Source organism: Nakamurella sp. GG22, from assembly GCF_052976845.2.
On record NZ_JBRIIO020000005.1, the window covers coordinates 222,085 to 237,582 of the forward strand.

General features: G+C 68.1%; 1 protein-coding gene. It reads left to right on the top strand.

Annotated elements, in window-relative coordinates; genetic code table 11:
• Window positions 1-30: 30 nt before the first annotated feature.
• The gene (locus tag ACVBEQ_RS08380) at window positions 31-15,408 is read left to right on the top strand and encodes a malectin domain-containing carbohydrate-binding protein (protein WP_447152851.1); all 15,378 of its coding nucleotides are present in this window, start codon (window positions 31-33) and stop codon (window positions 15,406-15,408) included.
• The last annotated feature ends 90 nt before the right edge of the window (window positions 15,409-15,498 follow it).

Here is a 15,498-nt window from a genome sequence, read left to right on the forward strand (position 1 = left end):
CCGAACTGTAGGCACGCACATCTTTTCTGCGTGCATACCTTGTTCGAACCCGTGGGGGACTTCGTGGCGAAAGCCGTCGGTACCGATCTTCATCGCTCCAGCATCGCCCGCCGGATCTCGGTGCTGCTGTTGTCTCTGCTCGTCGCGATTCCGCTGGCCGTGGTGGGGGCCGCGCCGGTGGTGGCTGCTGAGCCGACCGCTGCGCTCACCGCGAAGATCAACTTCCAACCCAATGCATCGGCGACCCCTGCCGGGTACACCAAGGACATCGGCGCCGCCTACAACGAGACGGCCGGCTTCGGCTGGATCCGGGAGGACAGCCTCGCCGGAACCCATGTCGGCTACAGCGTCCCGATCAACGTCCGGGACCGCACTGCGTGCACGGCGCTGCCGGCACCGCAGCGCACGTTCATCCACATGCAGGCGCCTTCCAACTCCACGACCAACGATCCCACCAGAGTTGCCTGGGAGTACCGCCTCGCGAACGGCCGCTATCAGGTCACCGTCGGTGTCGGTGACCCCAACAATGGCGCCGACGCCGAAAAGCATGTGATCAACGTCGAGGGCGTCCGCGCCATCGACGAGTACCCGGCCCCGACCACCGCTAGCTGCGTCGCGACAACGACTTCGACGAACCGGCTCAAGACGAGCACGGTCTGGGCGACGGTGACCGACGGGAAGCTGACCGTCGACGCGCTCGGCGGGACCAACACCAAGCTCGCTTTCGTCACCATCGACTCGGCCTCGGTGGCCGACCTCATCGCAGTCCCTGGCACCAGTGCGATCGACCTGGACTGGTCCGACACCGCCGGCGCGACGGCCTACCGGGTGTGGCGTTCGACGAATCTCCCGGTCCCCACCACCGGCGCCCCGTTCGCCACCACCACCGATTCGGCGTTCAGCGACAGCTCCGCCGTCAAGGGCACCGTGTACTACTACGCGGTCGCCACCGGGACCGCTGCCGGCACCGAGGTGGTCGGCGCGATGATCGACGATGCCACCCCTGCGCTGCCGACGCTGCCCATCAAGGTCAACTTCTCCGATGCGGCCGGCGCAATCCCGGCGGGTTTCGTTCGGGACTACGGGCAGAACTACGCCAACGTGCGCGGCTTCGGATGGGTCGTTCCCGGAACGTCCACGCCGCTGAGCCTGGCCGGTAACGGCCGGACCAGAACCACGGCGCCCAACGCGGGCACCGCCCTGATGACGACGATCCACATGCAGGGCAACACCGTCGCCGGTTTCGCCAACATCGGCGATGCCGGCGCGTGGCAACTGGCCGTCCCCAACGGCAGCTACGACGTCGAGCTGGCGGTCGGCGACGCCACTCCTGGCTCTGACCCCACGATCCACCGGATCAACGTCGAGGGTGTCAACACAGTCAACAACTTCGCCATCACCGGAACCCCAACCGACACGGCCCGGTTCCGGGTCGCCACCAAGACCGTCACCGTCTCGGACGGCTTGCTGACCGTCGACGCCATCGGCGGGATCAACACCAAGATCGATTACATCACCGTCACGGCATCCAACCCGGACCAGCCGCCGGCCAAGCCGACCGGCCTGACCGCGACCGCCGGGGACGCCTCGGTTTCTCTCGACTGGGCCGACAACACCGACTCGGACCTCAAGGGCTACAACGTCTATCGCAGCACCGGTGCCACCGTTGTGATAACCGGCACGCCGCTGAACACCGCCCTCGTCGGCAAGGCTGACTCGACCTTCGTCGACACCACCGCCGCCAACAACACCACCTACCGCTATGCCGTGGTCGCGGTCGACGACGCCGACCAGAAGAGCCCGGCTTCGGACACTGTCACCGCGACGCCGGACAAGGCGTCGGCGACGCTGGCCGCGTTGCCTTTGAAGATCAACTTCATTGATGAGCCGAACGCCGTCGTTCCGCCGTTCACCAAGGACTACGGCCAGGCATGGACCAACACCGCCGGCCGCGGCTGGGTGGCGCAGGGAACCCACACTCCGCTGAACCTGGTCAGCAACGGCCGCCTCCGCGCCGTGCGGGCCGGCTTCGACGTCGACCTTCGCCAGCGCGGCCTCGTGCACATGCAGGCGGACGACATCACCGGCAGCTTCACCGGGATCAAGGCCTCCGGTTCGTACGAGGTGGCCGTACCGGACGGCACGTACAAGGTCACGGTCAGCTCTGGTGACCAGCCCGGTGCGACGTCCTACGACAGCGTGCACACCCTCGTCGTCGAGGGCGTCCCCGCCATCACTGCCTTCCAGGGCACCGCCGAGGCCGAATTCAAGACCGCCACCGTCACCGTCCCGGTGACCGACGGCAGGCTGACCGTCGACCCCAGTACCGGCACCAACACCAAGATCAACTTCCTGGACATCGACAGCGTCGACATCACCGCGCCTGCCGCCCCCACCGGAGTTGCGGCCCTCGGCGGGGACGGCAAGAACACCGTCACCTGGACCGCCGCCACCGACGAGGACGTCACCGGTTACAACGTCTACGGCGCTGCCGGCGACACCGTTGCGGTGAGCGCGGCGACGAAGTTGACCGCTACCCCCGTCACCGGGACTGACTACCAGCACACCGGTCTGGCCAACGGCGCAGAGGTGTCCTACGTCGTCACCGCGGTCGATGCGACCGGCAACGAGTCGCCCGCATCCGCGACGGTCGCGGCCACCCCGGCGGACTCGACCGCCCCCGCCGCCCCCGGCAGCCTGCTCGCCTTCCCCGGTGACGCCACGGTGTCGCTGCGCTGGACCGCGCCCGCCGACGACGACGTCGCCGAGTACCGGGTGTACCGCTCGACCTCGAGCCCGGTGGCGCTCACAGGGCCCATCGGCACTGCGGACGAGGGCCTTGAGTACACCGACTCGCCGGTGCTCAACGACACTGAGTATTTCTACGTCGTCACCGCGGTCGACGCCGACGGCAACGAGTCCGACGCGTCCGCCGAGAAGAGCGCCACGCCGACCATCGCTCCGGACGTCACCGATCCGGCAGCACCGGCCGGTCTGACCGCTACCGCGGGCGATTCGAAGGTCACCCTGAGCTGGACCGCCAACGCCGACGCCGACCTCGCCGGATATCAGGTCTACCGGTCGGCGACCGCCGGCGTGCAGGGCACGCTTCTGGCCACCACCGTCGGCGTCGACACCACCTTCGTCGACAGCACCGCCGTCAACGGCACCAAGTACTTCTATGTCATCACCGCGATGGACGGGTCCGACAACGAGTCGGAGATCTCCAACGAGGTCAGCGCCACCCCCGCCGACACCACGGCCCCGGCGGTACCGAGCGGCGTGACCGCGACCGCCGGCGTGCAGAGTGTGACGCTGCGCTGGAACGCCAACACCGAAGCCGACCTCCGCGGCTACCGGATTTACCGGTCGCTGTCCCCGACGGTCGACGTGACGAACGACAACAACCTGATCGCAGCCGTTCTCAAGACGGCGGGTCGGACTTTCATCGACAGTGACCGGGATGCCGGCACCACGTACTACTACGCGATGGTCAGCTACGACCAGCTGCTGAACAGCTCTGCGGCATCGGCGACAGTCAGCGCGACGCCCACCCCGACCCCAGACACCACCGCGCCTGCGGTCGTCACCGGAGTCGCCGCGACCGTGCAGAACGGCACCGTCGCGCTGGCCTGGACCGCCAGCAACGCAACCGATCTCGCCGGTTACACCGTCTACCGCTCGGCCACCGCGACAGGTACCAGAGTCAAGCTGACGAACACCCTGCTGACCGGCGTGACCTTCACCGATACCAGCGCCCCGGCCGGCGCCACCTCCTACTACGTGGTCACCGCCGTCGACACCGCCTCGAACGAGTCCGTTCCGTCGGCACAGGTCTCGGCGGTCCTCCCGGCTACGGGTCTGAGCGGGAAGTTCTCCTTCCAGCCCGACTCCGCTGCGGCCGTCGCCGGCTACACCAAGGAAACCGGCGCTGCTTACTCGACCACCCGCGGATACGGCTGGGTGCGTCAGGACTCGCTGGGCCAGAACCCGGCGACGCCGTTCGACCTGTCGCTCAACACCCGGCTGCGGGTCCGCGCCGGGGTCAGCGACCTCAACCTGCGGATGATCCACCTGCAGTACGGCGACATCGTTCCCGTGCCCAGCACCACCACCGGCACGCTCACTCCCGGAGCGTGGGAGTACGGCGTCCCCAACGGCCGGTACACCGTCACCGTTGCCGTTGGTGACCAGCCCGGAGCTGCCAAGACCGGTTGTGCAGCACCGTGTTACGACAGCCAGCACACTGTGCGGGTTGAGGGCGTCACCGCCATCGACCGGTTCCAGGCCACCGCGGCCACCGAGGACAAGACCGGCACGGTCACCGTCGACGTCATCGACGGCAAGCTGACCATCGACGCCGTCGGCGGCACCAACACCAAGCTGCACTACGCCGAGATCGCCAGCGCCGGACCCGTCACCCCCGACACCACGGCACCGGCCGCCCCCGCCGGGCTGTCCGGCACCGCCGGCAACAGCACAGTCACCCTGACCTGGAGCGCGCCCGCCGACACCGATGTCGCCGGCTACAACGTCTACCGGTCCACGACGCTGCCGGTGCCGACCACAGAAGCCGCTCGGCAGAACACCGGTCTGGTCGCCGTCACGAACTTCACCAACAACCAGCTGACCAACGGAACCGCGTACCACTACGCCGTCACCGCGGTCGACCAGTCCGGGAACGAGTCGGCGGCATCCTCCGCGGCCTCGCTGACCCCGACCGACGCCGCACCGGCGGCGATCAGCGCACGTGTCGATTTCCAGGACGCCACATCCACTCCGGCGGCCAACTACATCGCCGACTGGGGCCAGGCTTTCGGGCCGCGCACCGGCGCGAACCAGGGCACAGGCAACACCTACGGCTGGATGGGCCTGACCTCCAACAGCCCGCTGGACATGGTCGGCAACGGCCGCAACCGCAACGTGGTCGGTCCGGGCAACACGACGTCGGTCAACCAGCCCGATCTCCGGCTGGCCACCTTCATGCACATGCAGCTGGCAGCCTCGACCAACGGCGGCACCACCACTCCCGGCAAGTGGGAGATGGCCGTACCGAACGGTGCCTACACCGTCACAGTGGCCGTCGGTGACGCCGCAGCCGCGGTCGACAGCAGCAACTGGATCAACGTCGAGAACCAGAACTCCATCGCGTCCTTCGTCCCGACGAGCACCAACAAGTTCGCCACGGTGACCCGGTTCGTGGTCGTCAGTGACGGCCGGCTGACCGTCAGCCCGCTCAGCGGCACCAACACCAAGATCGCCTACGTCGACATCGACAGCCTCGATCTCGCGGGTCGGCCGTATACCTCGGTGGTCAACCCCGCGAACCTCGCCACCGCCGTCGTCACCAACGCATCGGTCACCGCGGACAACCAACTCAACGCCGAGACCGGCGCCGTCGACGAGGCCACCCTGGGCAGCGGCCACGTCAAGCTGACCAAGGTGCTGACCGGCCAGACCGTCGCCGGCACCGGCGCGACAAGCGGTGGCGGCGACACCGTCTCGTTCCAGGCCAGCGCACCGCTGGACCCGGAGACGCTGTACCGCTTCGAGATCACCGCCGACGTGAAGGACAAGAGCGGCCGCGCGTTCATGCCGTTCTCCTCGGTGTTCACCACCTCCGCCGGAACCGGTGGCGGAACCACCAACGTCGCGTTCGACCCGAGCGACAGCGGCGCCTCCAAGGGCAAGTCGTACACGTCCGTGGTCGTCGGACCAGACGGAAAGCTCTACGCGGGCAGCATTTACGGCCAGATCTACCGCTGGAACATCAACGCCGACGGAACGCTGTCCGGCGAACAGGTCATCACCACGGTCCGCACCCACGCGACCGCCAGGGGCTGGGAAGGCGCACCGAACCGGACCATCATCGGTCTGGCCTTCGACCGCGCGTCGACCGCCACCAACCCGATCCTGTGGATCACCGACAACTACGCCTACCTCGGGTCCGATGTGCCGGACGTGACCGGCGCCATCTCCAAGCTGACCGGTCCCAACCTGGAGAACTACCAGGAGGTCGTGGTCAACCTGCCGCGATCGCTCAAGGATCACGAGACCAACTCCATCGCGATCAAGGACGGAAAGCTCTACGTCACCCAGGGTTCGATGAACGCGATGGGCGCCCTCGACGGCACCTGGAAGCGCGCCGAGCACCTGCTGAGCGCCGCTGTCCTGGAACTCGACCCGGCCAAGCTGCCGTCGACCCTGCCGGTCGATGTCGCGACCCCGGATGTGAACGCCCCGGCCCGCAACGGGGTCCCGGCGCACACCGGTACCTACAATCCGTACGCGACGGACGCGCCGCTGACGCTCTACGCCACCGGTGTCCGTAATGCCTACGACCTGGTGTGGCACAGCAACGGGCGGCTCTACACCGGCACCAACGGTTCCGCCGCGGGCGGCGCCACCCCGGCCACCCCGGCCACCCTGCCGGCATCCTGCGCGAACCGGCCGGATGCACCGGCCACCACCCCGTCGGCCCCCGGCATCGCCAACAACCAGCAGGCCGAGACGGACTACGTGTTCCGGATCAGCAAGGGCAAGTACTACGGCCACCCGAACCCGACCCGTTGCGAGTACGTCCTCAACGCCGGTAACCCCAACGGCTACACCGGTAATCCGCTGTTCAAGGTCAACGCCTACCCGCTCGGCCAGCAGGCGGACCCGAACTACGACCTCGCCGGCGTCAACGACGCGGGGCTGCACGCCTCCGCCAACGGCACGATCGAATACCGCAACACCACCGCCTTCGGCGGCGCCCTGACCGGCAAGCTCATCGTCGTCCGGTACAGCGCCAACCAGGAGGTCGTCTCGTTCACGGTGAACGGCGACGGCAGCCTGTCGGCGGCCACGACCGGGATCACCGGGTTCACCGGCTTCAAGCAGCCGCTGGACATCGCCCAGGACATCGGCAACGGCAACCTGTACGTCACCGAACTGACCGACAACCCGGCCACCACCGGCATCAAACTGCTCAAGCCGCAGGGCGGCGGCGGGTCCGGCAAGGCGGAGCCGACCAGTCGGCTGGTCTTCACCGAGGTCAAGGGCGGCGCGGCCAGCGCAGCGCAGAACGTGGTCGTCAAGAACACGGGATCCGCTCCGTTGACGATCAGCGCCGCGACGCTGACCGGTGCCAACGCAGCGCTCTTCGCCCGCTCCGGTGGGCCCACGCTGCCGACCACGGTCGCTGCCGGCCAGTCGGTGTCGTTCCCGATCACCTTCAATCCGACGGTCGCCGGTCCGTTCGGCGCCGCACTGCAGCTGACCACCGACAGCCCGGTGACACCGACTGCTTCCACGACCCTGCGTGGCCTCGGTACCGACGGCCTCGGCGGCTCCAACGAGCCTTCCCTGCAGTGGATCCTGGACACCCTGCAGATCCCGGTCGACGTCGGCGACACCGACAAGACCAACAACGACCTGCCGGCCAGCAGCGCGCTGATCGGTGACGAGGTCAAGATCGAGTCCTTCACCAAGGCCGCCTTCGACCGCGTGGTCAGCGTCGAAGCACTGTCCCTGTTCGGGCCGGCCGGCCCGACGGCGAACCCGAACGTCGTCACCGTCGGCGTTCACTCTTCCGCCAACCCGGCAGACAAGACAGGTCTGTTCAGCGGTCCGAACTCGTCGAACCAGACCCTGCTGCCCGTCGTCACGCCGATCGGAACGGGCGACTACGACCTCGAGACGCCGTTCGGTTTCGACTTCACCTGGCACGGACTGTCCAACCGGGTCGCCAACAGCGAGAACTCGCTGAACACCTGGGATCCCACCAACCCGCACAAGGTCCGGGTCTACCCGCTGAAGAACGCCGACGGCAGCGTCGAGCCGAACGCCTACATCGTGGCGCCGGAAGACGTGCTGACCCCGGTCGACTTCCAGGATGCGGCGCTCATCGTCCGCAACGTCAAGCCGGCCGTCACCAGCGGCGCAGGCAAGATCACCGCCAGCCCGGCGGAGCTCGTCTTCAGCGCCGTCAAGGGCGTCACCACGGCGGCCAAGACCGTCACCCTGACCAACTCCGGAACCTCGCCACTGGTGATCTCCTCGATCACCGCGACCGGGACCAACGCCGCCTCGTTCACCGTTTCCGGTACCCCGCAGACGCTGGCGATCGGCGGCACCGCAACGGTGTCCGTGACGTTCAACCCCGCGGCGTCAAGTGCCACCGGTTACCAGGCCGCGGCGCTACGGGTCGTCTCCGACGATGCCGCGCGGGCCACGTTCGACATCGGACTGTTCGGTCTTGCCACCACCGGTGAGCAGGGGAACAGCGAGCCCCCGCTCAAGGCGGTCGTCGACACCCTCGGCCGGAACATCAACGTCGGCGGCACCGGGCTCATCCTCGGCACCAACCCGGCACCGATCGGCGACGAGGTGAGCGCCCCGCTGTTCGTCAAGTCCGGCACCGGCGCGGTCACGATCAAGCCGGTCGCCCGGTACTCACCGGACGAGCTGCTGCCGTTCGGCTGGTACACCAACCCCGCGGGCGAACCCATCCTCAACGAGGTGGCCAGCATCGCGCTCGACCAGGAGCAGACCCTGAACCCGGCAATCGTCGCCGGTGGCGGGAACAGCTTCGACCCGGGCAACCAGTCCTTCGGCGTCTACGTGAAGTCGATCTCGTTCGGCCGCAACACCTACACCCAGGACGGGCTGAACACGAACATCCCGAAGGGGGTTCGCACCTACCCGGCGAAGGACCGGTTGGGCGTCGTCATCCCGAACACCTACCTGGTCGCCTTCGAGGACGCCCAGAACGGTGACTACCAGGACTACGTGTTCGAGATCAGCAACGCCCGGCCCGCGGCCGGCGTGACGACCTCGCCGGTGGCCCGGATCGACTTCCAGCCGGCCACATCCACCGTCGCAGCCGGCTACACCGCCGACACCGGCGCGGCGTTCTCCGCCGCTACCGGATCCGGCTGGGTGATCCCGGGAACCGGCACACCGCTGGACATGACCGCACAGACCCGCGACCGCGCCGGCACCACCGACGTCAAGTTGCGGACGCTGATCCTGATGCAGCCCACCGCCGCCCAGTCGGCGACCGGACCGGGAGCATGGGAGTACGTGGTGCCCAACGGCACCTACGTGGTGACGGTCGGCGCCGGTGATCCCGGCTTCGTCGACTCCACCCACCGGGTGCAGGTCGAGGGCCAGAACGCGATCAACAACTTCGTGCCCACAACCGCCAACCCGTCGACCTCGGGCACCGCAACGGTGACCGTGTCCGACGGCCGGTTGACCATCGACGCCATCGGTGGCACCAACACCAAGCTGCAGTACGTGGACATCGACCGCCCCAGCGCGACCGGTGACACCACTCCGCCCACCGTGTCGGCATCGGTGACCGGCCTGCAGGCCGGCGCCAACGTCTTCAAGAACAAGGCGACCATCGCGGTCGTCGCCAGCGACGCCGGCAGCGGCGTGTCGGGCACCTCGTACAAGCTCGACGGCGGAGCCTTCACCCCGTTCACCGAGCCCGTCGAGGTGACCACCCTTGGTGCGCACACCATCCAGGTGCGGGCGCTGGACGTGGCCGGCAACATCGCAACCAGTGCGGTCAGCAACTTCTCGATCATCGCGGCCGGCACCAGCACCGCGGAGATCACCCTGGAGAACAACGACGGTGTGCCGTTCGCGGACCGCCTCGTGATGAACCGGATCCAGAGCCCGCAGACCGGTACCACCTGCCGCGACACCGCGGTCTGTGACCCGGTGACCGGGCCCTTCTTCCCGGCCAACATCGTTCACGACGTCTCCACGCTGCTCATCCGCAACACCGGGACCGAGCCGCTGAACGTCACCGGACTGGCCGTCACCGGACCGTTCGCGCTGGTCAACAACCAGACGTTGCCGGCGCTGATCGCCGTCAACGGTGTCCTTCAGGTGCCGGTGCGGTTCACCGCCACCAACAACGGCTCCGCGGCCGGACTCTGGTCCGGGACGCTGACCGTCAGCTCTGACGACGCCGACGAGCCGAGCCTGCCGGTTCAGCTCTCCGGCTTCTGGCAGAGCGTGTCCGAAGGTGGCCAGGAGCCCGACATGGCCGAGATTGCCAAGCTGTTCGGCTATGGCACGACCATCACCGCGAACGGCGTGCCGTTGAACGAGAACGGTCTCGTGCACGCCACCGGCGACGAGGTCCTGAGCCCGTACTGGCTGCGGGCCAACGCCGCCACCCCGGTGACGGTCCGCCAGTTGGCGGCCTTCCACACCCAGGGCAACACCGCGACGTTCAGGTGGCACGCGAAGACATCCACCGCGACGACGAACCTGATCACCCATCAGGGCGCAGAGGGCCAGTCGATCCTGCCGCACAAGAGCAACCCGACGACCGACGTCGCCGCCGGGACGTTCGGCCCCACCGCGGCCTTCGGCTTCAACATCGACGGCGAGTGGAGTGATCCGAGCCGGAACAACCAATCCGCGGATACCGCAAACGGTTGCGCGGGACCGTGCGGGCACCACGTCCGTGCCTGGGCTGCCCGGGACCGGACCGGCGCGATCATCCCGAACACCTACCTGATCGGGATGGATTACTCCGGCATCAACTACGACTACAACGACAACGTCTACCTGGTCAGCAACATCAAGCCGGAACTGGCCACCGACCCGGCGACCCCGGCCCTGCTGCCGGGCGCCGCTGCCCTCAAGCTCGATTTCGACACCACCTACGCCGGAACCCTGCTCGACAAGGACGACCAGACAACCGGTTTCCGCTCCACCCAGCCCAACAAGCTGGACCTCACGCCGGGCGTCAACTCCTACAACAAGGCGCTGCTCGACGTGACCACCGCTGCCCCTGGCACCCTCGCGGTGACCACCAGCGGCACGGCGACCAACGGAACCAACGGCGCCGCCGACAACACCCTGGTCAACGGGCTGCGACTGCCCTTCGACGCCTCCGGTGGCCAGTTCACGGTCAGCGGTCGGGTGCTCGGTTCGGTGGCCATGCTGGACGCCGGCAGCGAGCAGGAAGCCATCCAGTTCGGTCCGGATCAGGACAACTACGTGAAGGTCGCCGTCATCGACAAGAACGGCGTCCCGAGCATCGAGTTCTACGGCGAGCAGAACGGCACCGGAGTCACCGTCGGCTCGACAGTGACCGTCCCCGGCGCGGCAGCTGTCACCTCGCTCGACCTTGCGCTGATCGGCGATCCCTCCACCGGCACGATCACCGCCGCCTACCGGATCAACGACGGCGCCTGGACCGCACTGCCGACGGCGCTGACGCTGCCGGCCGCGGCGGTCGGGAAGTTCTTCGGCCAGCAGGCACAGGCCGGGATCCTGGTGTCGCACAAGGGCGGTACGCAGTTCGTCGCCACCTTCGACTCCTTCGCCATCAGCGCCGGCAACATCACCGCCGCCGCGCCGGCACTGGAGGCGCTGTACCGCCTCGACGTCGCAGGCACCGGTAACTACGTCGACGTCCTGGGCAACATCTGGACGCCGGACACCGGCCGGTACACACCGGCCACGGCGGTCAACGAAGGGGCGACCACCACCCCGCTGGAGATCGCCGGCACCGACGACGACGTCCTGTACCGCACCTACCGCGGCAACGTCGGCAACGTCACCCAGGACCAGCGGGTGCTGAGCTACGCGCTGCCGTCCCGGGGTGCCGCCAAGGTGGACCTGAGGCTGCACTTCGCCGAACGGGCATCGACCAACAACGCCATCGGCCGACGGGTGTTCGCCATCGACGTGGAAGGCGCCACGGTCCGTCAGGGCTTCGACATCTTCGCCGCCGCGGGCGCTCTCAACACCGCGACGGTGCTGCCCATCGACAACGTCACGGTTGTCGGCGGAACGGTGAACCTCACCCTGCGGGCATCGGTGGACTACCCGTCCATCGCCGCCATCGAGGTGCTCTGCCAGGGCAGCTGCCCGGTGGACACCACCGCGCCGGCAGCGCCCACCGGGCTGGCCGCAACCGCGAGCCAGACAGGTGTCGCCTTGGACTGGACGGACAACGCCGAGACCGACCTGGCCGGGTACGACGTGTACCGGGCCGCCACCGCGGCCGGGCCGTTCAGCAAGCTGAACAGCGCACCGATCGCACCCTCGGCCTACACCGATGGTTCCGCCGCCGCGAGCACCACCTACGTCTACCGAGTCACCGCCGTGGACTCCTCGGAGAACGTCTCTCCGCCGTCCACCACCGTGACGGCCACCACGCCGGCACCGCCTGTGCAGCAACCGATCCGGATCAACACCGGTGGCGCTGCACAGACCGTCGGCAGCACCACCTGGTCGGCTTGCGCCACCCTCACCACGTGCAGCAACTGGGTGTCGGGCGGTAACCCGTACTCGGAGGCGGACACGATCACCGGCATCCCCGCCGGGCTGAACAACACGATCTTCCAGTCGGAGTGGACGGGTACCGCCGCCACCGGATCGAGGGCCTTCGGGTTCGCCGTCCCGGTGATCAACGGCAGCTATCAGGTCCGGCTGCACTTCACCGAACTGAACAAGACCGCCGCCAACACCAGGACCTTCGACGTCCGGTTGGAGAACACCACGGTGCTCTCGAACTTCGACGTCTGGACCGCAGCAGGCGGTATCGACCGGGCGATCGTCCGGCAGTTCCCGGTGACGGTGGCCGACGGCGTGATGACGATCGACTTCATCCGGCGGATCGAGAACGCGAAGATCTCCGCGATCGAGATCCTGCCGGTGGACGCCACTGCTCCGGCAGCGGTGACCGGGGTGACGGCTTCCGGTGCGACCACCGGTGTCAACCTGGGTTGGTCGGCCAGCACGGCGACGGACCTGGCCGGGTACAACGTGTACCGGTCGGCGTCGGCGACGGGCACCTTCACCAAGCTCAACACCGCGCTGCTCACCGGCACCACCTTCGCCGACACCGCGGCGCCGCAGGGCGTCACGTCGTACTACCAGGTGACGGCCGCGGACATCTCGGGCAATGAGTCCGTGAAGTCCTCGACGGTGAACACTCTCCGCCCGGACACCACCGCACCCGCGGCGGTCACCGGGGTGAGCGCCACCGGTGTGGCCACCGGCATCAACCTCGGCTGGACGGCGCGTACCGAAGCAGATCTGGCCGGCTACAACGTGTATCGGTCGGCGTCGGCAACAGGGACGTTCACCAAGCTGAACGGCGCGCCGCTGACCGGTGTGACCTACAGCGACACGACCGCCCCGGTCGGCGTGGCCTCCTACTACCAGCTGACGGCGGTCGACGCCTCCGGCAACGAGTCGGGCAGGTCCGCCACGGTGAACGCCATCCGGCCGGACACCACCGCGCCGGCCGTCCTCACCGGCGTCACGGCGACGGGTGCTGCCGGCGGCATCACCGTCGGCTGGTCGGCGGCGACCGAAGCTGATCTGGCCGGGTACAACGTGTACCGGTCGGCGTCCGCGACGGGAACTTTCACCAAGCTGAACGCGACCGCTCTGGCGAAGACGGCAGTCAGTTACCTGGACAGCACCGCCCCGCAGGGTGCGGCCTCGTACTACCAGGTGACCGCTGTCGACACCTTCGGCAACGAGTCGGCACGGTCGGCCACCGCGAACGCGGTCCGTCCGGATACCACCGCTCCGGCGGTCGTGACCGGTGTGACGGCGGCCGGTGTGGTCACCGGTATCAACGTGGGGTGGTCGGCGCGCACGGAGTCGGATCTGTCCGGCTACAACGTGTATCGGTCGGCGTCGGCGACGGGCACCTTCACGAAGCTGAACACCGGGGTGCTGACCGGCACGAGCTACGCGGACACCACCGCTCCTGTCGGGGTGGCCTCGTACTACCAGGTGACGGCCGTGGATGCGTCCGGCAATGAGTCGGCGCGGTCGGCCACCGCGAACGCGGTCCGTCCGGACACCACCGCTCCGGCGGTCGTGACCGGGGTGACGGCGGCCGGTGTGGTCACCGGTGTGAACGTGGGTTGGTCGGCACGCACGGAGTCGGATCTGGCCGGGTACAACGTGTATCGGTCGGCGTCGGCGACGGGCACCTTCACCAAGCTGAACACCACGGTGCTGACCGGGACGACCTACGCGGACACCACGGCTCCGGTCTCGGTGGCGTCCTTCTACCAGCTGACCGCCGTGGACACCTCGGGCAACGAATCCGTGCGGTCCTCGACGGTCAGTGCCACCCGCCCGGCGCCGCCGACCTCGGCGACGACGGTCCGGATCAATGCCGGCGGCCCTGCGGTGACGCTGGGCGGCGTCCAGTGGGCGGCGGACCAGTTGTTCACCGGTGGGAAGTCCTTCGTCAGCACGGTTCCGATTGCCGGGACGACGAATGACGTTCTCTACCAGTCGGAGCGCAGCAACGCGTCGTTCAGCTACTCGATCCCCGTCGCAAACGGGACCTACGACGTGCGACTGCACTTCGCCGAGATCTACTGGGGCGCAACCGGCGGCGGCGCCGGCGGCACCGGCAAGCGGATCTTCAGCGCCAACATCGAAGGTGGCGCAGTGGAACTGGCCAACTTCGACATGAACGCTGCTGCCGCGCCGATGACGTCGATCGTCCGCAGCTACCGGTCGACGATCACCGACGGCCGGGTCGACATCGCCTTCGCCGCGACCGTCAACCAGGCCAAGGTGTCCGCCATCGAGATCGTCCCGGCGGACACCACGGCACCGGTCCAGGTGACCGGGGTGACCGCCACCGCCTCGACGACCGGCATCACGGTCGGTTGGGCGGCTCGGACGGAGTCGGACCTGGCCGGGTACAACGTGTATCGCGCAGCGACGGCCACCGGTACCTACACCAAGGTGAACACGGCCGTGGTGACCGGGACCTCCTACGCGCACACCGCGGCACCGGCCGGAGTGGCATCGTTCTACCAGGTCACCGCGGTCGACCGGGCGGGCAACGAGTCCGTCCGGTCGGCAACGGTGAACGCCACCAGGCCGGCGGCGGCGCGCCCGACCATCCGGATCAACACCGGTGGTGCCGCACAGACGGTCAGTGGGACCGGATGGACGGCCTGCACGGCCATCACGGCGTGCAGTGGCTGGGTGAGCGGCGGATTCGCGTACTCGGAGAACGACACCATCAGCGGACTGCCGGCCGGCACGAACAACGCGCTGTTCCAGTCCGAGTGGACCGGGGGAGCAAATGGGACCGGTGTGGTCGCCGTCGGTGCACGTGCCTTCGGCTTCCAGGTTCCGGTGCCGAACGGGACCTACCAGGTGCGCCTGCACTTCGCCGAGTTGAACAAGACCGCCGCGAACGCCCGGACATTCGACGTCCGGCTCGAGAACACGACGGTGCTGTCCAACTTCGACGTGTTCGCACAGGCGGGCGGTATCGACCGGGCGATCGTGAGGCAGTTCCCGGTGACGGTCGCGGATGGACAGGTGACGATCGACTTCATCCGCCGGATCGAGAACGCAAAGATCAGCGCCATCGAGATCATCCCGACCGGGTGAGACATGGTTCCGGCCGCCCGGTGTCGGGGGCAGCCGGAGCCTGAACACACAACGTCGGCCGTCCGGGAAAACGGGCGGCCGGCGTTGTGT